The 23,134-nt window shown below is 61.9% G+C and carries 19 protein-coding genes and 1 riboswitch; of the genes, 13 read left to right on the top strand and 6 right to left on the bottom strand.

The features are described from left to right. Position 1: 1 nt before the first annotated feature. The 3 genes from thiS to thiD are packed head-to-tail and all read right to left on the bottom strand — an operon-like array spanning position 2 to position 1,951. On the bottom strand, positions 2-196 hold the full coding sequence (gene thiS / locus ACP15N_RS12240; protein WP_425092566.1) for a sulfur carrier protein ThiS: 195 nt from the start codon (positions 194-196) through the stop codon (positions 2-4). Further along, the gene (locus ACP15N_RS12245; protein ID WP_425092735.1) at positions 180-1,151 is read right to left on the bottom strand and encodes an FAD-dependent oxidoreductase; all 972 of its coding nucleotides are present in this window, start codon (positions 1,149-1,151) and stop codon (positions 180-182) included. Before ACP15N_RS12245 ends, thiS begins: the two co-directional genes overlap by 17 nt. Next, positions 1,151-1,951: a bifunctional hydroxymethylpyrimidine kinase/phosphomethylpyrimidine kinase gene (gene thiD / locus ACP15N_RS12250; RefSeq protein WP_425092567.1), complete on the bottom strand. Its 801-nt coding sequence runs from the start codon at positions 1,949-1,951 to the stop codon at positions 1,151-1,153. The genes ACP15N_RS12245 and thiD overlap by 1 nt, the downstream gene beginning before the upstream one ends. Before the next feature lie 53 nt (positions 1,952-2,004). Further along, a riboswitch (TPP riboswitch) is annotated at positions 2,005-2,105 on the bottom strand. Between the two features lie 98 nt (positions 2,106-2,203). Here thiD and ACP15N_RS12255 point away from each other — a divergent pair. The 12 genes from ACP15N_RS12255 (at position 2,204) to ribD (ending at position 17,696) form a co-directional block, all read left to right on the top strand. Beyond that, a complete protein-coding gene (locus tag ACP15N_RS12255) occupies positions 2,204-3,340 on the top strand; it encodes an efflux RND transporter periplasmic adaptor subunit (RefSeq protein ID WP_425092568.1) in 1,137 nt (378 codons plus the stop codon). A 13-nt stretch (positions 3,341-3,353) separates the two neighbouring features. Then, positions 3,354-6,530, top strand: a complete 3,177-nt coding sequence (locus tag ACP15N_RS12260) for an efflux RND transporter permease subunit (protein WP_425092569.1) — start codon at positions 3,354-3,356, stop codon at positions 6,528-6,530. A gap of 96 nt (positions 6,531-6,626) precedes the next feature. Further along, positions 6,627-6,896 carry a sarcosine oxidase subunit delta gene (locus tag ACP15N_RS12265; protein WP_425092570.1) on the top strand — a complete coding sequence of 90 codons (270 nt, stop codon included), beginning with the start codon at positions 6,627-6,629 and terminating at the stop codon, positions 6,894-6,896. Beyond that, positions 6,893-9,826, top strand: a complete 2,934-nt coding sequence (locus ACP15N_RS12270; RefSeq protein ID WP_425092571.1) for a sarcosine oxidase subunit alpha family protein — start codon at positions 6,893-6,895, stop codon at positions 9,824-9,826. The genes ACP15N_RS12265 and ACP15N_RS12270 overlap by 4 nt, the downstream gene beginning before the upstream one ends. Then, entirely contained in the window at positions 9,819-10,367 is a 549-nt protein-coding gene (locus tag ACP15N_RS12275) for a sarcosine oxidase subunit gamma (protein ID WP_425092572.1), read from the top strand. The genes ACP15N_RS12270 and ACP15N_RS12275 overlap by 8 nt, the downstream gene beginning before the upstream one ends. Before the next feature lie 82 nt (positions 10,368-10,449). Then, on the top strand, positions 10,450-12,432 hold the full coding sequence (dnaG, locus tag ACP15N_RS12280; RefSeq protein ID WP_425092573.1) for a DNA primase: 1,983 nt from the start codon (positions 10,450-10,452) through the stop codon (positions 12,430-12,432). A gap of 139 nt (positions 12,433-12,571) precedes the next feature. After that, complete coding sequence (gene rpoD, locus ACP15N_RS12285) at positions 12,572-14,569, top strand: RNA polymerase sigma factor RpoD (RefSeq protein WP_425092574.1); 1,998 nt, start codon at positions 12,572-12,574, stop codon at positions 14,567-14,569. A 99-nt stretch (positions 14,570-14,668) separates the two neighbouring features. Continuing rightward, entirely contained in the window at positions 14,669-15,091 is a 423-nt protein-coding gene (locus tag ACP15N_RS12290) for a hypothetical protein (RefSeq protein ID WP_425092575.1), read from the top strand. A gap of 44 nt (positions 15,092-15,135) precedes the next feature. Next, positions 15,136-15,570, top strand: coding sequence for a hypothetical protein (locus ACP15N_RS12295; protein ID WP_425092576.1), 435 nt, complete (start codon positions 15,136-15,138; stop codon positions 15,568-15,570). Between the two features lie 4 nt (positions 15,571-15,574). Beyond that, the gene (locus ACP15N_RS12300) at positions 15,575-15,994 is read left to right on the top strand and encodes a secondary thiamine-phosphate synthase enzyme YjbQ (protein WP_425092577.1); all 420 of its coding nucleotides are present in this window, start codon (positions 15,575-15,577) and stop codon (positions 15,992-15,994) included. A gap of 132 nt (positions 15,995-16,126) precedes the next feature. Further along, complete coding sequence (nrdR, locus tag ACP15N_RS12305; protein WP_425092578.1) at positions 16,127-16,594, top strand: transcriptional regulator NrdR; 468 nt, start codon at positions 16,127-16,129, stop codon at positions 16,592-16,594. Then, a complete protein-coding gene (gene ribD, locus ACP15N_RS12310) occupies positions 16,587-17,696 on the top strand; it encodes a bifunctional diaminohydroxyphosphoribosylaminopyrimidine deaminase/5-amino-6-(5-phosphoribosylamino)uracil reductase RibD (protein WP_425092579.1) in 1,110 nt (369 codons plus the stop codon). Before nrdR ends, ribD begins: the two co-directional genes overlap by 8 nt. Here ribD and ACP15N_RS12315 read toward each other — a convergent pair. The 3 genes from ACP15N_RS12315 to ACP15N_RS12325 all read right to left on the bottom strand — a co-directional run bounded on the left by ACP15N_RS12315 (position 17,693) and on the right by ACP15N_RS12325 (position 22,355). After that, positions 17,693-19,744, bottom strand: a complete 2,052-nt coding sequence (locus ACP15N_RS12315; RefSeq protein ID WP_425092580.1) for a capsular polysaccharide biosynthesis protein — start codon at positions 19,742-19,744, stop codon at positions 17,693-17,695. The two genes, ribD and ACP15N_RS12315, sit on opposite strands and share 4 nt — an antisense overlap. 7 nt (positions 19,745-19,751) lie before the next feature. Beyond that, positions 19,752-20,903: a polysaccharide biosynthesis/export family protein gene (locus ACP15N_RS12320; protein WP_425092581.1), complete on the bottom strand. Its 1,152-nt coding sequence runs from the start codon at positions 20,901-20,903 to the stop codon at positions 19,752-19,754. A 141-nt stretch (positions 20,904-21,044) separates the two neighbouring features. Further along, positions 21,045-22,355, bottom strand: a complete 1,311-nt coding sequence (locus ACP15N_RS12325; RefSeq protein ID WP_425092582.1) for a capsule biosynthesis protein — start codon at positions 22,353-22,355, stop codon at positions 21,045-21,047. Between the two features lie 164 nt (positions 22,356-22,519). Between ACP15N_RS12325 and ACP15N_RS12330 the strand changes: the two genes are divergently transcribed. After that, a complete protein-coding gene (locus tag ACP15N_RS12330) occupies positions 22,520-23,119 on the top strand; it encodes a riboflavin synthase (RefSeq protein WP_425092583.1) in 600 nt (199 codons plus the stop codon). Positions 23,120-23,134 lie beyond the last annotated feature (15 nt).

Raw genomic sequence — 23,134 nt, forward strand, 5'->3', positions numbered from 1 at the left:
TTCACCCTCCTTGCATTGGTGCCAGAATTTCGATCCGGTCGCCTGGCGAGAGTGGCGTCTCGGCACGCTTTGCCGCCGGAACGAACACTTCGTTCACGGCAGTCGCGACGCGGGCGGAGACCCCAATTTCTGTCAGAACATCCGCAAGGGTGGCTCCGGAGACCTCTTGGGGATCCCCGTTAATGACAAGTTTCATGGGACGCCTCCTTCGTTGGGGCGAGCATTTCTGCAACCTGCCGGGCCAAAGCGGGCGCCATGAGGTAGCCATGACGGTAAAGGCCGTTCACGTGGACGACCCCGTCAAGTGCAATCACCCGGGGTAGGTTGTCGGGAAAGGCGGGGCGCAAATCGGTGCCGAACTCCAGAATTTCGGCCTCCCCGAAAGCGGGGTTCAACGCATATGCAGCGCTGAGTAATTCCAGCGCAGAACGGACGGTCACAGCGCCGCGCGCCGCGCTTTCGATCATCGTGGCCCCGAGCATAAAGACCCCATCCCCCCGAGGCACGACGTAAAGCGGTATGCGGGCGTGCAACAGCCTGACCGGGCGGCTGAAGGTGACATCGCTTGAGCGGATGATAGCCATCTCGCCGCGAACCCCGCGCAGATCGGGCAAGGTATCGGACGCGGCAAGACCGCGGCAGTCGATGATTTGCGCCGACTTGGATGGGGCGTCTGTCTGGATCGAAACACCCCGCTTGCGCAGTGCTGCGGTCAGATCATCAAGAGCTTGCCGCGGGTTCAGATGCGCTTCGGACGCAAAGTAGAGTCCGGCTGGAAACCGTGTGCCAAGATCGGGTTCGAGGCTCGCGATCGCATTGGCGTCGAGGGGTTCGCAGCCCTCGGTGCGCGCGGCGAAGCGCGCAATGTCACGCCGGTCTCTGGGTTGGGCCACGACAAGCGTGCCCTTGCGCGTCACCGTTGTCTTGTCAGCCCACCAAGCCAGCGCCATCTGACCATTGATCAAAACAGGCTCCTCGGCGTTTTCGTATTCACAGAAGGGTGCGAGCATTCCTCCCGCCCACCATGAGCACCCATGCGCCCCGGGCCCTCCGGCGGGATCGTGCAGGCTTACTTCCACTCCGCGGTCCACGAGTTCCGTGGCGACACAAAGTCCGGCGACCCCAGCCCCCAGGATGGCGACAGGTGCGATCACGGCGACCACCAGTTGTGAAAGTGATGCACGGGCCCGTGACCGGTTCCGATGTTCAGGGAATCCGCGGCGGCGATGGCGGCTTGCAGGTAGGCGTGCGCATCGATCACGGCCTGACGTGGTTTCAGTCCCTTCGCGAGACCTGCGGTGATCGCAGAAGACAGCGTGCAGCCCGTGCCATGGGTGTTTTGCGTGATCTGACGTTTTGCAGAAAGACGCAGCGGAGTCGGGTCCGCATCGAACATCAGATCGACGCAGGTGTCCCCGGCGGCATGACCGCCCTTCATCACGACCGCGTCCGGCCCCATCGCCCGAAGGCTTGTACCTTGCGCCCGCATCTCGTCCTCCGACTGCGCCACCTCTGTTTCCAGAAGCCGTGCGGCTTCGGGCAGGTTGGGCGTCAGGATGGTTGCTCGAGGCAGCAGTGTTTCGGCGAGGGCGGCCTCCGCTTCTGCCATCAACAAGGCGTCTCCGGATTTCGCCACCATGACCGGATCCAAAACAACCGGGCCTGCAAAACCATCAAGCCCGGCAGCGACCGTTTCGATCACCTCCGCTGTTCCCAGCATCCCGATCTTGATCGCAGCGACGTCAAGGTCCGACAGCACCGCGTCGATCTGGGCGGTGATTGTGGATGGCGCAATCATCGCCACATCCGTGACCGCCCGGGTGTTTTGCGCAGTCACGGCCGTGATCACGCTGGCACCGTACACACCGAGTGCGGAGAACGCCTTGATGTCGGCCTGAACGCCCGCGCCACCTCCGCTGTCGCTTCCGGCTATGGTCAGTGCAATTGCCATACATCGTCCCTCGGCAAGGGCAGCGCGGGGCGGGAAACGGAAAGAGGGCGGACGCCGTGCTTTGAACCGTTCCCTCCGCCGGTATTGCCCGGATCAGGTTCCATGGGTTCGCTTGCGCATCTCAGCCCGATCCCGGGCACCCCAACGGTAGTGTGCGAGAATTAGGGGCAATTGTGCGCGTGTGCAAGTGCGCAGTGTCTATACCTTTGCGCGGTGTGCGCTATCTAGGGATATAATTGTAGCGAGAGACCCATGCGCCGTTTTCCAATGCCCGCCTTTGCGATCGTTCTGATCACTGCCTGCGCCTTGTCCTTTCCGGTTTCGCACGTAGCGCAGGCGCAGGGGCGACCTGCGGCTGTGGTGACAGAACTGGTCGAAACCCGCACGCTCGCGGAAACACTGCCGGTGTTCGGCCAGATTGTCGCCTCGCGCGACAGCGCCGTTGCCGCGCGCGTGGCCGGGATCGTGGACACTGTTGCGGTGCTTGTGGGCGACCGCGTCAAAGCCGGAGACCTGCTTGCCGAACTCGATACCGAACTGACCGAGATCGAGTACGATCAGGCGTTGGCCGCGCGGTCCGAAGCCGAAGCGGGGATCGCAGTCGCCGAGGCTCAACTGGCCCGCGCCAGAGATACGCTGTCGCGCACCGAAGGATTGCGAGACACGGCGGCGTTCTCTTCCGGAAGGTTCGAAGACCTGCGCGCTGAACTGGCGCAGGCGCAGGGGCAACTGGCACAGGCGCAGGCGCGGTTTTCCAACGCCGAGGCCTCTCTGGCCGAAGTGTCCTACACCCTGTCGCGCGCGAAGATCACAGCACCGTTCGATGCGGTCGTGCTGTCGGTGGAGGCGGACCCCGGCCAATTCATCTCCGTAGGGGCAGAGGTCGCAAGGCTTCTTGATATCAGTGCCTTGGAGGTCGAAGCTCAGGTTCCAGCTCAATTTATTGCAGCCGTGGAAACGGGTGTTGATGTGCGCGGAGAGACGGAACAGGGCATTGAGCTTGACCTGACCGTGCGCGCGGTGCTGCCAACGGAAAGTACGGCAACGCGGACCCGCCCGGTGCGGTTCACCGTCGACCTTGGCGCCTTGAACGGGTCTGTCGCGTTGGGCCAGTCATTGACCTTGCAAGTGCCGATCGCCCGGCCCCGCGACGCATTGAGCCTGCCCAAAGACGCCCTTGTTCAAGGGGCACAGGGATGGACGGTGTTCGTGAATGCAGACGGCACAGCACAACCGCGCCCCGTGACGATCGGCGTCGCGATGGGCGACCGGTTCGAAGTGCTGGGCGGACTGTCGGAGGGTGATGAGGTCGTGGTACGCGGCAACGAGCGGTTGCGCCCCGGCCAAGCCATCCAGCCTGCCGGTGGTCCGCCCCCGGCTTCCAACTGATACCGGAGCGGTCATGGACCCGATCAAGTTCTCTATCGAACGACCTATCGCCGTAATTGCGGCAGTGATCATGGCCGTGCTGTTCGGTGTGTTGGCTTTGAGCCGCATTCCGATTCAGCTTGCCCCGGATGTCCGCAAGCCGATTGTGGTGATCAGCACGGAATGGCCCGGTGCAGCCCCCGCCGAGGTGGAGCGCGAAATCGTCAATCCGCAGGAAGAGGCGCTGCGCGGCCTCGAAGGGCTCGACATCATGACGTCGCGGTCGCAGACCGGAGAGGCGGAGATCACCTTGGAGTTCTCCCCCGGCACCGACATGACACAGACCTTGTTGTTGGTATCCAACAGGTTGGACCGTGTGGGTGACTATCCGGATGAAGCTGGCGAGCCGTCGCTTGATACATCCGGAGATGACGATAGCCCGATCGCCTGGGTCATCGTGACGGCGCGGGACGGAAACACCAGACCGTTGCCGACTTATGGCGATTTCATGGAAGATGTCGTCAAGGATCGCGTCGAGCGTGTCGAGGGTGTCTCGGCGGTCAATGTGTTCGGAGGTGTCGGGCGCGAGCTGCAAATCGTCGTTGACCCGCGCAGGTTGGCAAATTTTGGCCTGACCGTGCCCGAGGTGGTTGCGCGCCTCCGGTCTGAAAACATCTCGCTGTCCGCCGGGGACGTCGACGAAGGCAAACGCCGTTACGTCGTGCGCGCCGAAGGGTCTCTGGATACCGTCGAGGCGGTTGAGAGTGTGGTGTTGCGTTCCGAAGCAGGCAGCGGCCTGTTGGGTCGTGTGCTTGTGTCGGACGTCGCACGCGTCGAGTTCGGCTATGGTGAGCCCAGAGCACGACTTCGGTTCAAGGGCGAGTCCGGTCTTGCGTTCAATATCGTGCGCGAACAGGGGGCCAATGTTATCGAGACCATGGCCGAAGTCCGGACGGTCCTTGCGGAATTACGCGATGGTCCCGTGGCGGATCAGGGCCTGCACATGGAGCAGGTGTATGACGAGACCATTTACATCGAAGGCGCCATCCAACTCGTAACTCAGAACATCTGGATCGGTGGCGGGCTTGCCGCGCTCGTCCTGCTGCTTTTCCTCCGATCTCCGAGGGCAACGCTCGTCGTATCCCTGGCGATCCCAGTTTCGATCGTCGCGACTTTCGTGGCGATGGCGGCGACCGGGCGAACGCTCAACGTTGTCAGCCTCGCCGGTATCGCGTTTGCCGTGGGCATGATTGTGGATGCTGCAATCGTCGTTCTCGAGAACATTTATCGACTGAGAGAGCAGGGGCTCAGGCGTTCGGAGGCTGCCTATCATGGCGCCAAACAGGTTTGGGGGGCGATCCTCGTCTCAGCGCTGACAACTGTTTTGGTCTTTGTTCCGATCCTCGTGATGGAGTTGGAGGCAGGTCAACTCTTCCGCGACATCGCCGTCGCGATTTCAGTCTCGGTCGTGCTGTCTCTGATCGTGGCGGTCACGGTCATCCCCGCCCTTTCCAAGCGATTGTTGAAAGACGGCGAGCAAACCATGCTGCCATTGCCGGGGATTGACCACCTGGCCCGGGCCTTCAAGGCGTTGGTAATGTGGTACGTGCGGCTCACCGTGCGGATCCGCGCGCTTGGCATCCTTATGGTCGTGCTGATTGCAGGGACCGCGGCGGCGGCTACTATCCTTTTCCTGCCGCGTCTGGAATACCTGCCCGAAGGCAACCGCAACCTGGTCTTTGGTCTGATCATTCCGCCGCCGGGCTACAACCTCGACACCACCGAGACGATTGCCGAACGGATTGAGAACGCGGCGCGTCCGATGTGGGAATCCGCACCGGAGCTGGCCACGCCCGAGGGAACCCCGACGGTCGATAATTTCTTTTTCGTTGCAACTCCCGGCAACTCCTTCGTGGGCGCAACGGCGCTCGATGGTCCGCGCGTGGCTGAATTGATCCCGTTGCTCTCGGGGCCGATTTTTGCCGAACCCGGAACTTTCGGGTTCATGACACAGCCCTCTCTCTTTGGGCGCGGGGTCGGCGGCGGGCGCACCATCGAATTGAATGTTTCCGGTCAGAACCTGGAAGAGATCCTGGGTGTTGCGGGACGCGCGGCGGGGATCGTGTCTGGCCTGCTACCCAGATCCGAGGGGCACCAATTCCGTCCTATTCCCGGTTTGGAACTGGGCGCGCCGGAGGTACGCCTTGTACCTGATCGTTTGCGACTTGCGGATGCGGGCGTGGATGCGGGCGCGCTTGCGGCAACGGTGGATGCTTACAATGATGGCCTGCGCGTCGCTGAAATCACCGAAGGCGCGGATCGGTTGAACCTGGTGCTCAAAGGCGAAACGGCGACCCTCGCGGGTTTGCGCACGCAGGACGTGGGCGCTTATCCGGTTGTGACGCCCTCAGGAGACATCGTGCCGGTGTCCGCGCTTGCGCAAGTCGTAGTTACGGCCGGTCCGACCGAGATCAGGCATCGCGACCGCTTGCGCACAGTGACCCTTGAAGTCCGACCCTCGGATGCTCTGGCGCTGGAAAGCGCGGTCGAGCTTTTGCAGACCGAAGTGGTCGACGTGCTGGAGGAGCAAGGTCTGCCTCCGGGCACACGCTTGTCCGTTTCGGGTACCGCGGACCAACTTAGCCAGACCTGGAATGCCATTCAGATCAACCTCATCGTGGCACTTGTTATCGTATTCCTCGTGATGGCGATCCTGTTCGAAAGCTTTGTCCTGCCACTCGTCATCCTGATTTCCGTTCCTGTGGCGGCGGCGGGCGGGGTTGGTGGGCTTGCACTTCTGAACACGTACCAGACACAACCGCTGGACATGCTGACCCTGCTCGGGTTCATCATCCTTGTCGGGATCGTGGTGAATAACGCCATCCTGATCGTCCATCAGTCTCTCTATCACCTGCGTGACGAAGGCATGAGCCCGATCGATGCCATCGAAGAGGCGACGCGCAACCGGATCAGGCCAATCTTCATGTCCACGCTGACCAGTGTGTGCGGGATGCTGCCGTTGGTGATCTTCCCGGGGGAGGGATCGGAACTGTATCGCGGGCTCGGAGCAGTCGTGGTCGGCGGATTGTCTATGTCGGCTTTTCTGACCCTGTTGACGGTGCCGCCACTCCTGCGTCTTGCGCTTGTGGCGCCAGCACCTGAGGATCGTATTGACGCAAAGCCCGCCACGGCCGCGGCGCCGGCGGAGTGATCTGTCGTAAACGGGCCTGTCGGGTGTCGCGGATGGCTTGATGGGATTGGCGCGTCGGTTTTTACTGCCGCAAAGATGCGACAGCCGGGGGCCGACATGCGCATTCCCTGCCCGCTTTGCGGGGAACGAGACCTGCGAGAGTTCACCTATCTTGGGGACGAGACTTATCTATCACGTCCTGAGGAGGGCGATGCCGAAGGGTATCATGCGTACCTCCATCTTCGCGACAATCCGGCGGGACCCGTGCGCGATCTGTGGTTTCACGCCATGGGGTGTGGTGCCTGGCTGGAGGTGGAGCGGCATACCGTGACCCATGCAATCCAAGGCGCGCGGCTTGTCCGCGACACCCAAGGTGAGCAGGGATGAGGCTTGCGAACCCCGGAGAGGTCGATCGCACGCGCGTGGTGAAATTCCAATGGGATGATCGCTGGATGTCCGGCTTTGCCGGCGACACGCTGGCATCGGCCCTGATGGCCAACGATGTCCGGCTTGTGGGTCGTTCGTTCAAGTATCACCGGCCGCGCGGCCTGTGGGGCGCGGGCAGCGAGGAACCGAATGCGCTGGTTGGTGTCGGCAAGGGCGCACGGCATGTTCCCAATGCGCGGGCAACACAGGTGGAGCTTTATGACGGGCTCTATGCGCTCAGTCAGAACCGATGGCCGAGCCTGCGCTGGGACGCGATGGAGGTGAATGACCTTGCCGCGCGATTCTTGAGCGCCGGCTTCTACTACAAGACGTTCATGTGGCCCCGGTCCTTCTGGGAACGGTTGTACGAGCCTGCGATCCGGCGCGCGGCGGGGCTTGGGAAACTGTCCGGACGGCATAATACCGAGACCTACGAGAAAGCTTTTGCAAGTTGCGACGTTCTGGTCATCGGGGCTGGTCCGGCTGGTTTGGTCGCGGCGCTTACGGCGGCAAGATCCGGTGCTGATGTCATTCTGGCAGACGAGGATACACGCCCCGGGGGCCGCTTGCTGGCCAGCGATGAACAGATCGACGGGATGCCCGCGCCCGAATGGGCGGCGCGAACTTGCGCTGAATTGGAGGAGACTGGGCGCGTGCGGTACATGTGCCGGACAACCGTTTCCGGAGCTTATGACGGCGGGACCTACGGCGCGTTGGAGCGGGTCGGGCTGCACCTTGCAGCGCCGCCTGAAGAGCTGCCGCGTGAGTGTTTCTGGCGTATCGCTGCAAAGCGGAGCGTTTTGTGTTCTGGCGCATCTGAACGCCCGATTGCCTTTGCCCAGAATGACCGCCCGGGCATCATGTCTGCGGCCGCGTTGGAGGCATATGCGCTCCGCTGGGGCGTGGCGCCGGGCCCTCTTGTGGCGCTGTTCGGGTGTCATGACGGGATGTATGCAACGGCCGGTCGGTTGCGTGCAGCGGGGGTCGAGGTCGCCGCGTTGATCGATACGCGCCAGGATGCGCCGACATTCGATGGAGCGCCCGTTTTCACCTCGGCGCAGGTCACGGGGACAAGGGGGCGCTACGGGCTGCGCAAGATCATCGTTACCCATGCCACGGGCGTGGCGGAGGTCGATGTCCAGGCGCTCGGAGTCTCTGGCGGGTGGACCCCGAATGTACAACTCAGCTGTCATCTTGATGCCTCGCCGGTTTGGGACGACACGCTCCACGCATTCCTGCCCAAGCCAGGAGCGGTGCCGGGCATGTTGGCGGCGGGTGCGGCGGCCGGACAATTCTCCACTCACGGTGCGCTAGCCTCCGGTGTCGCTCAGGCACGCGCTGCGGTGGAAGGTATCGGCTTCAAGGCGCGAGATATGCAGGTTCCAGCGGCAGAGGATATGCCTTATCGCATCACGCCGGTTTATCATGTGCCGGGACCCGGGCGGGCTTGGCTGGACCTGCAAAACGACGTCACGGTGAAGGATGTCCACCTTGCTGCATCCGAGAACATGCGCGCGGTGGAACACATGAAACGCTACACCACCCAGGGCATGGCCCCGGATCAGGGGCGCAGTTCGAACGTGCTGGCCATGGCCGTACTGGCGGATGCGACCGGGCGCAGCCTGGCCGAGACCGGCACGACGCGGTTTCGCCCGCCGTTTACACCGGTTTCGATTGCCGCGATTGGGGCCGGGGCCCAAGGCGCGGGGTTTGCACCGGCGCGCCGGACGCCGAGTCACGATCACGCCCGAGCGTGCGGTGCACCGCTTCTAGAGGCAGGGTTGTGGCATCGCCCGGCGTATTATCCGCAGCATGGGGACAAGTCGTGGCGCGATGCCTGTGATCGTGAGGTGGCGTTCGTACGACAGGCCGTCGGGGTATGCGATGTCTCGACCCTCGGCAAAATTGCGGTCGAGGGACCGGATGCCGCTGCCTTTCTGGATTTCGTATATGCCGGTCGCATGTCGAGCCTCAAACCCGGGCGGGTCCGCTACGGCCTGATGCTGCGCGAGGACGGGATCGTCATGGATGATGGCACATGTGCCTGTCTTGAACCGGGAAAGTATCTTGTGACGACGACGACCGCCGCAGCCGCGCAGGTCATGCAGCATCTGGAGTTCGTTCAGCAGGTACTTTGCCCCTCGCTCCGGGTGCGGTTTGTATCTGTCACCGATCACTGGGCGCAGGTGGCAGTGGCCGGACCAAAGGCCCGAGACCTGTTGCGGTCGGTTGTCGATACGCCTGATGTGGTTGATGAAATTACCTTTCTGGGTACGGCCCCCGTCGCGGTCGGGGGTGGGGCTGCGCGGCTTTACCGGATTTCGTTTTCAGGGGAAATGGGTTTTGAACTGGCAGTTCCCGCAGCGCGGGGTGCCGAACTCCACGCAGGCATGGCCACTCGGGCAGAAGCCGCAGGAGGTGGCGTTTACGGTATGGAAGCGTTGAACGTTCTGCGGATTGAAAAGGGGTTCGTCACCCATGCCGAAATAGATGGGCGGGTCACGCCAGGCGATCTTGGCCTGGGAGGTCTGGTGAAAAAGGAGGGTGATTTCATCGGCAAGACAGCTTTGGCCCGGCCCGGTTTGCAGGACAAACACCGCCCCCGATTGGTTGGCTTGCAACCGTCAGAAGCTTCTGAAGGACCGTCAGCGGGCGCGCATCTGTTTCCTATGGGCGCAGAAGCCGTGCGACAGAATTCCGAAGGGCACGTCAGTTCGGCGTGCTATTCGCCGACGGTTGGCCATGGGCTCGCCCTTGCCTTCCTCAAGGACGGTGCGGCGCGCCTCGGGACGCAGATCATGGCAGTGGACCACGTCCGGAAGAAGACCGTGCGATGTACGGTCACTCCGGTTTGTCCCGTCGATCCGGACGGAGGACGCATGCGTGCCTGACATCCCCGACCCTGCTCCGGCTTCGGCTGATTTTGGAAACGGCACCGCATGCCTGCGTCAGCTGCCCCGCGCCCGCCTGCTCTGGCTTGGACCGTGGCCTGGCAGTGGTGTGGCAATGTCGGATGCGTTTCGAAACACTTTCGGGACTGGCTTGCCTCAAGTGGGTCAGGTCTTGGATTTGCCGAAGGGACGGTGCCTTTGGGCAGGGCGCGAGGCGGCCATTCTGCAAGACGCAGACAAGCCCGCCGGTCTTGAGAACCACGGTGCCGTGGTCGATGTCAGCGATGGGTGGGTGCGGTTCGGGCTGTCTGGTGCGGGGCGTGCGGAGGTGATGGCGCGCGTTTGTCCGGTGGACCTGCGTGCGTCGGCCCTGAGCGGGCCGACCGCGCTGAGAAGTCCTGTTGGGCATGTTTCCGCGCTCATCATTTCCGGGCAGCCCGAGATTGAGGTTTGGGTGATGCGATCCTTTGCCAGGTCCGTCGAAGAGGACCTGAAGCACGCCATATCTACTGTTAACGCGCGTCAGTCGTTGCGCGTCTGAGCCTGCAACGCGGATGTTTTGCAGACTTGAATGATGGTTTGCGCCCTTGCCGAGGGGAGGATGCCAGCCGATATTGAAAGGCATGAGCTTGCCACCGGGATTCTTGGACGAACTGCGCACGCGAACCTCGATTGCGCAGGTGGCCGGGCGCAAACTTGTCTGGGATCCGCGCAAATCCAACCAGGGCAAAGGCGATCTTTGGGCCCCGTGTCCGTTCCATCAGGAAAAAACCGCGTCCTTCCATGTCGATGATCGCAAGGGGTTCTACTATTGCTTTGGCTGTCACGCCAAAGGCGACGCGATCTCTTTCGTGCGCGAGACCGAGAATGTCAGCTTCATGGAAGCCGTGGAAATACTGGCGGGCGAAGCCGGGCTGCCCATGCCGGCGCGTGATCCGAAGGCCGCGGAAAAGGCGGACCGCCGCAGCGAGCTGATCGCAGTTGTCGAGCAGGCAGTTCGGTTTTTCAGGTTGCAACTTTCGACAGCGGCCGGAGCCGACGCGCGCGCCTATCTTGCAGGGCGCGGCCTGTCCGAGGAGGCGCAAGCGCGGTGGGATCTAGGCTTTGCGCCGGATGGATGGCAGGTCTTGTGGGATCATCTGCGCGCCAAGGGCGTAGCCGAAGAGAGTATCCTTGCCACGGGTCTTGCAAAGCCATCGTCGAAAGCGGGCGGAAAACCCTATGACGTGTTCCGCAACCGGATCATGTTTCCCATCCGCGATGCGCGCGGACGCGCGATTGCCTTCGGTGGCCGTGCCATGGACGCGAATGATCCGGCGAAATACCTCAACTCGCCGGAAACTGAACTGTTCGACAAGAGCCGCGTGCTGTTCAATCTGGCGCGGGCGCGCGAGGCGGCGGGCAAGGCGGCTCAGGTGATTGTGGCCGAAGGGTATATGGACGTAATCGCCTTGTCGGAGGCCGGTTTTATGGCTTCGGTTGCCCCGCTTGGAACAGCGGTGACCGAGCCACAGTTGCAGATGATCTGGCGCATGTCGGACGAGCCGGTCTTTGCCATGGATGGCGACCGCGCAGGAGTGCAAGCGGCGATGCGCGTCATGGACCTTGCCCTGCCGCTACTGGAGGCGGGCAAGGCCATTCGGTTCTGTCTGCTGCCCGACAAACAAGACCCGGATGATGTGATCCGTGCGGGGGGGGCGGAGGCGATGCAGACGCTGCTGGAGGCCGCGCTTCCGATGGTTAGCCTGATGTGGCAAAGGGCCACCGAGGGCAAGGTCTTCGACAGCCCCGAACGCCGGGCAGCGTTGGACAAGGATCTTCGTGGGCGCATCGCGGCGATCAGGGACCCATCGATCAAACGCCACTACGGCGAAGAAGTGCGTCGTTTGCGGGAGGATCTGTTCGGCTATGGCAACCGCTCCGGAAACGGCATCCCGGTACGCGCGGGCAGCTGGACTGCGCGCGGGACTTTGGGCGCGCGCCGTGCGGTCCCACTGCCGACCGCTTCGGCGCGGTCCTCGGATCTGGTCAGGGCCGACGCGGTGGAAGACTGGCTGCGCGAGGCGTTGGTGCTTGCCACTCTGTCCCGGCATCCTCATCTGATTGCAGAGTATGATGACGCGCTTCTGGAACATGCCTTTCAGGACGCCGATCTGGGGCGCCTGGCGGCGGCGTTGCTGTCTGCACCGCAAAACCATCCCGATCATTTGGCGCATCTTGAGGCGAAGGGGTGTTCCGGAACCCTTGAAAGGCTTCTGTCCCACGCCCATCTGCGCATAGCCCCGGCGCTGAAACCGGAGGTGCGGGAGGACATCGCGCGACAGACCCTCACGGAAGCGTTCGCGAAACTAGCGGCGAGCCGGGGATGCGATCGCGAAATCTCCGAAGCGCTGGATGAGTTCTCCAGCCGCGAAGACGAGGGGCTGACATGGCGGCTCGGGCAGGCCGCAGAGGCGCGCAACCGCGCAGAGCGCAGCCAACAGGAGGACAAAACCGAATATGACGTTGCGGATAATGGGGCGCGAATCAGTCGTGACGAACGAAGCGCCCTTGATCAGTTGCTAAACCGGATCATCTTCTCAAAAGGTGAGTCGTCTGGGGGCTGACCCTGACCAGGAAGTTAAGTAAACACAGGTACAAGAGTGGAATGCGAATCACTCACTGGCTGATTCGTTCCGGGTGGGGATACCTGAATTGATCGTAGGACGTGTTGGACCGACGCGCCTCTGGACCAAGGATTATTGAATGGCCGCCAAAGATACGGACGACCCGAAAACCGACGACCAGGACAATGAGCCGATGCTCGACATGAGCCAGGCTGCGGTCAAGAAGATGATCGCAGAGGCCAAGACGCGTGGGTACATCACCTACGACCAGCTCAACCAGGTGTTGCCGCCTGATCAGGTCAGCTCCGAACAGATCGAAGACGTGATGTCGATGCTCTCGGAGATGGGGATCAACATCATCGAGGAAGACGAGGCCGAAGACGGCGAGGGGCAGAGCAGCGGCTCGACGGATGTAGTTGAGACGTCGTCGTCGCGCGAAGTCGCGGTCTCCTCAAGTTCGTCGGAAACGCTGGATCGGACAGATGATCCGGTGCGCATGTATCTGCGCGAGATGGGGTCCGTCGAGCTTCTGAGCCGTGAAGGCGAAATTGCCATCGCCAAGCGGATTGAAGCGGGGCGCAATACGATGATTGCCGGGCTGTGCGAAAGCCCGCTGACATTCCAGGCCATCACGATCTGGCGCGACGAACTTCTGTCCGAAGACATCTTGCTCCGGGATGTGATCGACCTTGAAGCCACCATGGGTGGCGCGATGGACGAAGACGAGAACGAGACCAGCGTCGTTGAGATGGCCGCCAACAGTCCCACTGCGCCGGCCGCCCAGAAATCCGAAGAACCCGAGCTTGATGCCGATGGGAATCCCATCGCCAAGACAGATGACGAGGACGATGAGGACGACCAGGCCAACATGTCGCTGGCGGCAATGGAAGCGACCCTGAAGCCGCAGGTGCTGGAAACGCTTGATCGGATAGCGGACGATTACACGCAACTGTCCGAGATGCAGGATTTGCGCATTTCGGCGACGTTGAACGAAGACGAAAGCTTTTCGACCAAAGACGAAGCGGAATACCAGAAACTGCGCTCCGAGATCGTGACCCTGGTGAACGCACTTCACCTGCATAACAACCGGATCGAGGCGCTGATCGACCAGCTCTACGGCATCAATCGCCGGATCATGTCCATCGACAGTTCCATGGTGAAGCTTGCCGACCAGGCGCGGATCAACCGCAGGGACTTCGTTGAGGCGTACCGTGGCTATGAACTGGACCCGACGTGGATCGACCGCATGCGCGAGAATCCGGGCCGCGGGTGGCAGGCGCTTTTTGACCGCTCGACCGACAAGATCGAAGACTTGCGCGCGGACATGGCGCAGGTGGGCCAGTATGTTGGTGTCGACATCGGGGAGTTCCGGCGCATTGTCCAGCAGGTCCAGAAGGGCGAGAAAGAAGCCCGGCAGGCCAAGAAGGAGATGGTGGAGGCCAACCTGCGCCTCGTGATCTCCATTGCCAAGAAGTATACCAACCGCGGTTTGCAGTTCCTCGACCTGATTCAGGAAGGCAACATCGGCTTGATGAAGGCGGTGGACAAGTTCGAGTACCGGCGCGGGTACAAGTTCTCGACCTATGCAACATGGTGGATCCGACAGGCGATCACCCGGTCGATCGCAGATCAGGCCCGCACCATCCGCATTCCGGTGCACATGATCGAAACGATCAACAAGCTGGTGCGGACCGGGCGGCAGATGCTGCACGAGATCGGCCGCGAACCCACGCCCGAAGAATTGGCCGAAAAGCTTCAGATGCCCCTTGAGAAGGTGCGCAAGGTGATGAAGATCGCCAAGGAACCGATCAGCCTTGAGACGCCTATCGGCGACGAGGAAGACAGCCAGCTTGGCGATTTCATCGAAGACAAGAACGCCGTTCTGCCTTTGGACAGTGCCATTCAGGAAAACCTGAAAGAGACGACGACACGCGTGCTGGCCTCGCTTACACCGCGGGAGGAGCGTGTGCTGCGGATGCGGTTCGGGATCGGCATGAACACCGACCACACGCTTGAAGAGGTTGGGCAGCAATTCAGCGTTACCCGCGAGCGTATTCGTCAGATCGAAGCCAAGGCGTTGCGGAAACTGAAACACCCAAGTCGGTCGCGAAAGCTGCGCTCGTTCCTGGATCAGTAGGCGCATCCGTATTTTTGGTTTCAGGCCCGTGCGTGAGGTTGGTTCAACAATCTTGCTTTCTGTAACGACGACGGAGGTCTCGAAATGCCAGTCGGGTGTGTGAAGTGGGCTCCGGTCCTTGTCACGGCGATCTTTTTCGTTACGGGATCGACCAGTGTCGGCGCTGCCAGCGAGTTTGTCGCGGCGAACAAGCAGCGGGTTGTTCCCGCGTCCATCGAAGGGGCCCAGATGGAGGTCTTCTCGACCGCGGGCGCTGCTGGTCCTCAGTATTTCTGCGCGGCGGGGGATTATGCCGTCCGCCGCCTTGAGGCCGGGAACTCAGACCGGTTGGTTGTGGTCAAGGGCGAAGCGCCCAGTGAATCCAGACCCAGGTTTCGCAGCGTCTTCTTTTCGGTTGTCCCGTGGCAGGGAGAACGCGGTGGCAATTCGTCGATCAATGTTCAGGTCGACCGCCCCGGCGAAGAAATGTCGGTCGTCGTTGCACGCAAGTTCTGCCCACCCCGGTTCAAGCGCAGGTTTTGATACGCCACGCGCGACAGTGTTCGGCACGTATTTGGGATGAATGAATGTCTGATCGGTTTTTGGCTGTTCTCGCGCTCACCGCTGTAGCCGGGGCGATCATCTATATGATGCGAGACAAGATTCCCGTGCCGAATGTCAGCCCGGAGCGTCCCTTCATCGCTTCCAACGACCACCGTGTTGTGCCGTCGATCGACAACAGTCCCACCTTTGAAGTGCTCTCGCGCCCGGGTGCCGCCGGTCCGCAGTATTTTTGTGCGGCTGCGGAATACGCGCGACAGGTCCTGCGTGCCGAGATGACGGATATTCTGGTCAGCACGACCGCCGAAGGCCCAAGCCGAACCAACCCGGACTTCCGAAGTGTCATGTTCGAACTGCGTGCGCCCGAAGAGGCCCCTTCGTCCGGAAGTGGCATCACGATCGATATCTCGGAGCCGCGGCAAGTGCGCTCAGTCGCGGTCGCTTTGCAGTTCTGCCGGTAATCCGGTGCAGGGCGACATCGCAGTATCGACACGTGGTCCGGGGCTGACCGAGATCACCGATCAGGTCGCCGCCTGGTTGCCGCCGAAGGATGGTCTTCTGACCCTGATGATCCGACATACCTCTGCCAGTCTTCTTATTCAGGAGAATGCCGATCCAGAGGTGCAAGGCGACCTGACGGCCTTCTTTGACCGGCTTGTTCCGCCTTCTGATCATCCCTCCATGGCGTATTTGACCCATACCTATGAAGGCCCCGATGACATGCCCGCACATATCAAGTCCGCCCTGTTGCCAGTGAGCCTTCAGGTTCCGGTGCGGCAAGGCAGAATGCGGCTTGGAACATGGCAGGGGATCTTCGTGGTAGAGCACCGGACCCGACCGCATACACGCTCGGTTGCCCTTCATTTTCAGGCCGACCCGCTTTGATGTGCCCTTCCTGCCGCAACAATCTGTGGCAGAAAAACGCCCCTACCCAAGGTATTGGCGCTCGCCTATAGTCACAGTGTCCAACGGGGCGTAAGACCCCAAATTGCACTCAAGGACCGAGGAGAGGGGCCCATGCGCTGCCCGTTTTGCGGAAACGTTGACACACAGGTAAAAGATTCCCGCCCGGCAGAAGACCATGTTGCCATCCGGAGGCGGAGGTTCTGTCCGGCATGTGGCGGACGGTTCACGACCTATGAACGTGTGCAGTTGCGTGATCTTGTCGTCATCAAGTCGAACGGAAAACGCGAGGATTTCGACCGGGTAAAACTGGAGCGCTCTATCCGGATCGCCATGCAGAAGCGACCGGTCGAGCCGGAGCGTCTGGACCAGATGATTTCGGGCATTGTCCGTCGCCTGGAGTCCATGGGGGATACGGATATTCCCTCCAAGGTCATCGGCGAGATCGTGATGGAAGCGCTCGCACGGATCGACACCGTCGGATACGTGCGCTTCGCGAGCGTCTACAAGAATTTCCAGGCGGCCGACGATTTCGAGGAGTTCGTGGCCGAGTTGCGGCCGCCCACACCGAAGGATGGCTGAAACGCCTTCATCCGATGATGACCGGTGGATGCGACTGGCCTTGAGCCTTGGGCGGCGCGGGTTGGGTCGCTGCTGGCCAAATCCCTCTGTCGGGTGCGTGATCGTGAAGGACGGGCGCGTTGTCGGGCGTGGCTGGACCCAGCCGGGGGGGCGGCCACATGCCGAAGCCCAGGCTCTGGCACAGGCAAAAGCCCGGGCGCGCGGAGCAACGGCATACGTGACATTGGAACCCTGTGCACACCAGGGCCAGACGCCGCCTTGTGCCTCGGCCTTGGTCGATGCGGGACTTGTCCGGGTCGTAACCGCCGTCAGTGATCCTGATCCGAGAGTCGATGGCGGTGGGCATGCAATACTGCGCGCTGCCGGAATGGCCCTCACGACCGGTGTGCGCGAAACTCAGGCACGGCGCAGTCATGCTGGGTTCTTCAGCAAGGTGACCCGCGGGCGCCCCATGGTCACGTTGAAGCTTGCGACCACACTCGATGGCCGCATTGCAACGGCAACGGGAGAAAGCAAATGGATCACGGGGCCCGAGGCGCGCCGGGCGGGGTATGCCTTGCGCGCGCGTCACGACGCAGTTCTGATCGGGGCGGAGACCGCGCGTGCGGATGACCCGACCCTGACTGTGCGAGATCTCGGGATTGCGCATCAACCCGTCCGGGTCGTCGTCAGTCGCGACCTCAATGTGCCATTTCCATCGAAGCTGACCGCCACAGCGCATGTCGCCCCGCTTTGGATCATGCATGGCGCGCAGGCCTTGAAGGACCGGAGGGAGATGTTCGAGGCCGCAGGCGCAAAGCTGTTTGCGTGCCAATCAAACACGGAGGGATTGGACCCTGCCTCGGTTGTTCGCGGCCTTGCCGACGCCGGTTTGACGCGGGTTTACTGCGAAGGTGGCGGCAGTCTCGGCGCGGCCCTGATGCGCGCTGGTCTGGTGGACGACATCGTGCTGTTCACAGCGGGTGCTGCAATCGGTGCCGAGGGGCGTGCGGGCCTTGGCAACCTCTCCCTTTCGGCCCTTGCGGATGCACCGCGCTGTACCCTGTTGGAGCAGCGTCGTGTGGGGAAAGACCTCATGTCACACTGGTCCCGGCAGCCCTAGCGCCAATAGCCTTGGAGGCTTGCGAAAACCCCCTGCAGCTTTGATAACGCCCGCAGGCCAGTTGAAGGCTCCGGCAGCGTCCCGCTTTCCAGCCGATCCAGAATGATATCCACCGGGCAGGCCAGACCTGTCACCGGGTCCACGTAGCGGGGGTAGTCGATCAACGCTGCGTGCACGAGCCCAGCAAGCCTGACTTGGCCTTTGACACTGGCCCGTCTTGTCAGGCCCGCATGCGTTTGCGGCACGAGATCCCGTGTAAGGCCCCAACCCGCATAAAAGGGAAGACCGCAGGTCACGACCTTGCGGCCATGCAGCAGCGCCTCGAACCCAAGCAGCGACGTCATTGTCCAGACTTCGTCAACCTGTGATAGCAGCGCCACCGGGTCTGCGAACGTCGCGGTCAGGTCCGCGCCCTGTGTGTTGCGGCCCCCGTCTCGCAAGCCTGCCTCTACATCCGGGTGGGGTTTGAAGATCAGGAAGCCTTCTGGGTGTGCGGCACGTGCGGCGCGCAGCAAGGCTGCGTTGGTCTTTACCGAGCCGACAGCGCCCCACAGCACGGAGGCATCATCTTCAACCTGACCCACAACAAGGATGCGGGGCCGAGAAGTCTCTGGCAGGATTGTCTCGGCGCGTCTGAGATTATATTTTGACGCGCCGAGGCGAACGAGGCGTTGGTGGAGCGTGTCCGCACGCCGGAGGTCGCACGCGGGCAAGTGCCGCGACGCTGCGATCAGATGCTCCAATCCGGAGGGTGCCGCAGGGTCGTAGTAAATTCCTATCGGATCACGCACCAGCGACAGCGCCGGAACAAGCTCTGCCCCCAGTCCCGCAGAGCGGATGAACCCGTCCTCCACCCGCTCCAGTCGGCACGCTGTTTTCAGGCCGACCGTCCGCGTGTTGCCCCAGGCGAGGACGGGCCGTTTGGAGGTTTGTGCGAGGTGCCCCGCCTCGGCTGCGTTGGTGGCAAATCGCACTGGTCCATCGCGAAAGAACCGCGCAATGCTGCTGCGTTTCCAGAGCCGCATGCCGAGGGCAATCGCGCCCACGTGGTCTTCCCGGTAGGCGCGTGATTGGACCTCCAGCGCATCGATAACCTGTTCTGGCGCACACAGTCTGTCGTGGTAGGGATCGTAGCAGAGCGGGTACTTGACGAGGGTGCCGAGCGCGAGTTGCGCCTTTGTCAGGAGCCGTGTGCGCCGCTGGATCGGTGCGGCGCGGTCGTCACTCAACCCCCAACCCGCATAGAACGCCTGTCCGAATACCACTGGGCGATGCCCGGCAAGGATCGCTTCGAACCCGAGTTGGGAACTGACGGTGTAGACCGCGTGCGCTGCGTCCAACAGCGCATAAGGCGGCACCGGCTTTTCGAGGCGGGTCACTTCGGACGGCAGGGTTTCGAAATGACCCGGGCGTAGCCCCAGGCTGGTTTCCGGATGCTCCTGAACGACGATCCGGCGGTCAGGATGCTCTCGTCGGGCGGTATCCAGCATCCAAGCGAACGTGTCGGCGGAGGCTTGAGCACCCGCAATGGAGCGGTCGCCTCGCGTCTGATCGACCACGAGGACGAAACCCGCTTCGGGGGCAGGTGCCGTGGCCGAATTGTACTTGCTGACACCAGAAGTGACGAGGCGCGTGATCAGATGTTCTGCGCGTGCCAGATCCTTGGGGTCTTCGAGAGGCGAATTCTGTAGGAGGTGCTCCAGATCCGTTTCCACCGCGCTGTCGAAATAGGGGCCACGCTGATCGACGATCAGGCTCAGCGTCGGGGCCCCGGTGCGCCCCGGCAGGACGGAGCGGAAGAACCCATCCTCAAGATGCAGCAGAGACGCACCGTGTATCCGTGCCAGCTTTGCGCCGCGCGTGGCCGTATGACCCTGCCCCCAAAGCGCGACCAAATCATCGGACCCCGGCAACCCCATGCACAAAGTATACCCGGCCAGCGAAAGGATGCGGCGCACGCGGCGGTTGGTCAGATGGCTGAGAGAAGAGATATACAAACGAGAGCGCGGAGCACCCGGGGGACCGGATGCTCCGCGTTGGATGATCATGCTGCGATCAGTTTGCGAGGGTGTTAAGGTTCGCGGCAGGCTGGACGATCGAGCCGAATGTCAGGCTGATGACCTTGCTCCAACGTGCGAGCGCGGCTTCGGTGACAAACATCGTGTCCCCGTCCTGAATGATGAAGTCGCCTGCGGTGAACATGCCGTTTGGCTGCGTCAGATCGATCGCATAGATAATTCGCTGCTCGCCCTGGATATCGTTTCTGTTCAGGACTTTGCGCGCTGTCGCTTGATCTTCTTCGCGCAGAACGAAGATGCCCGTGGCGTCGGCGAGGTTGGAGTTCAGGCCGCCGACAGAGGCAATCGCCTCAATCGCCGAAAGGTCCTGCGACACAAATGGCACGCGAGTCTGGGTGCCGGTCGCCCCCAGCGAGATGAACGTGCGGCGGTCTTCTTCGACAATCACGCGGTCACCGCCCCGAACAGCGATATCAACCGAAGGGTCCTCGAGAAGATCGGTCAGCCAGATCCGGCCGATTTCGTTGCCGCGCAGAACGGAGATTTGAGCGACGTCCGCTTCCACGACCACACCACCGGCTTGTGCCAGAACAGACGATAGTTTCCGGGTGGGACGGTCAATCGGGAAGACGCCTTGCGAGCCGACGCCGCCCACGACGGTCACGGTTGCGCCGTTTCCGGCGATCCGGCGCACGGTGACCTGCGGATCCGGTGTCTGGGTTTCCAGCGCGCGCGTGATGATGCCGCGCAGCGCTTCGGGTGTGTTCCCGGCAGCCCGAATGCGGCCTGCATAGGGAATGAAGATGAACCCGGCGCTGTCGACCTGCACCTGTTCAATCACGGCGGCACCGCCGCCGCGCGCCAACAGACCTTCGACAACGTTTTCCCAGATTGTCAGGCCCAGAACGTCACCCGGACGGATCGTGTCAGGGCTGAGTTCGTCGGCATTGATGAAATTCGAAGAGAACCCGAGGCGGTTAAACACGGCTGTTTCCCGCGCCACTTCGTCATCAACCGGAACTACGAAGGCATTGCCGGCCTGCTGAACCGACGAGTCCAGCAACTGGCGCTCGTTCGGGCCGGCCTTGGGCACAACGCCGCCACAGGCTGCGACCGCGCCAGCGACCGTCAAGGCGATCAAACTGCGTGCCACGCGCGTTGCGCGCAAGGGATCGAGTTTCTTGTACACTTGGCTGCTCCTCGAGTGGCGTTTTCGCCGTTGCCGCAGAAGTTAACGGCAGGTTTTTCATATTCAAAGGCCATTTCAACGTGCTGCACGTGATAGCTTAGGTAAGCGTGAGGTTTTTACCACGCTTGGCGGACCGTCTTATCATGTCGAAACAACGCGGATCGGGTGTTTTCTGCGCGGGTGCCCGGACATCAATGCATCGTACGGGTCGGTTTCGTCCATCATCAGATCGATCACCTGGCGCAAGAGGTTTTGTCTGCCACGACGGCTGTAAAACCCTCCGGTCACTTGCGAGCTTTCCAACAAAAAGTGCCGAAAATCGCGATAAGCGCGCATGTCGGGCGGTGTTGGTCGGGCAAAGAAGGCTGCCAGCGGCTGGTCCGAGACCAACTCCCGCTTCGCGTAAATCGCCCGCCCCAGAGTTTTGACAGGTAACCCGCGCCAAAGTGCCTGCTGCGCTGCGGTGGAGTTAACGGTCAACGCGCTGCGCGCCTGATCGAGGAGCGGGGCGAGCTTTCCACCGGCCACAAAGTGAACCCGGTCCGAGATTCCAAAACGCGCAGCGAGGGCGCAGGTCGTGCGCCGCAAGTCGGCGCGACCATCCTCCAGGGGATGTGCCTTCAGCACCAGATGGTGGTGCGGGGGTGCCCCATGGGCAAAGGCACCAAACACCTCTTCGAGCACGTCGGCAAAGCTGGCGTGATCCGAATGCGCCTGAAAAGAGCTGTCATGTTCCAGTTGCAGGAGGAAAAGGTGGTAAGGAAAGCCACCTGTCCTTATCCGGCGCGTGGCCAGCGCGCGGCGTGCTGCAACCACGGGCAAACCCAGAAACTTGCGCAGATAAAGCGCAAACTCTTGCCGGACATTCAAGGCGCGATGCGGCGTGAACCCTGTATACACTTGGTTCCGCATCATCACGTGGAACTGGTACCGCGCGCCGTGCCAGAGATGATGGCGCATTTCGCCCCAACGCGACGGGGCCGCCGACAGTTCTGGCGCGTAGGCGTTCAAAGCCGCCTGCATCTGGGCGATCGACAGCGACATCAACGCGGAATTTCCGTTCGCTCCATCCCGCTCATACGTGACCCAGGAGGGGCGCAAGTAGCCTTCTTCGAAGACATGCACCCGCACCCCGATAGCCTTTGCCGCTTTGACGGCGCTGGCGTGAATTGGGCGCACATCTCCGTACAGGACGACATCCGTGGCATTCAGGTCGGAGAGCATGCGCGCCGCATCGTGGTCCCAATCCTCGGGCGTTTTGGTGTAGGGGATGTAGCTGTCGGCGTCTGGCCAGAAGCGCGCATCTCCAGCGTTGAACCCGATGCGCCAAACATTCGCGCCCGCCAGCTTCAGCATCTCGCCGAGTTGTCCAAAAAACGGGCCATGCGGCCCCTGGAGGAGGACAAAGACACGGCGACCTGGCGCGACGGGACGGGCTGTGGGCGGATGCATTGTGGGTTGGGCTGCTCTTGTTTGTCTACATAATGGCTAAACCTTGTACCTTTCCAAGTGATAAAACTAAGGCCAGCTTGCAGCAGAAACTGGATCAGCCCCCTTGTCGGGCGTTGCTGCGCTGACTAGGACAAGCCCAACCCTGTGCAAGAAGGAGAGACCCCATGTTCACCGGGATCATCACGGATGTCGGCAAGGTGCTGCAGCTCGACCAGCAGGGCGATCTGCGCGCGCGTTTGGGCTGCTCCTATGACCCCACAAGCATCGATCTGGGCGCATCAATTGCGTGCAATGGCGTATGCCTGACGGTGATCGAGACGGGGATGCAGGGCGAACAGGCCTGGTTCGACGTTCAGATCAGCGCGGAAAGCGTCTCCAAGACCAGCATCGGTGATTGGAAAGTGGGCTCCGCCGTGAACCTTGAACGCGCGTTGAAGGTTGGCGATGAGTTGGGAGGACACATTGTATCGGGCCATGTGGATGGCGTTGCGACAATCGTGGACATGCAGGATGAAGGGGACAGCACCCGCGTCACATTCGAAGCGCCTGAAGCGCTGGCCAAGTTTATCGCGCCGAAGGGCTCTGTCGCGCTGGACGGCACATCACTGACGGTGAACGAGGTGGACGGTTGCCGGTTCGGTGTGAACTTCATTCCGCACACCAAGACCGCGACCACATGGGGCGCTGTCCAAGTCGGTGATCGCATCAACCTTGAGATCGACACCCTTGCCCGCTATGTCGCGCGGCTTGCGGAATGGTCGTAACGTTCCGTCGCATGG

The organism is Tropicimonas sp. S265A (assembly GCF_049800835.1).
Lineage (GTDB): Bacteria > Pseudomonadota > Alphaproteobacteria > Rhodobacterales > Rhodobacteraceae > Dinoroseobacter.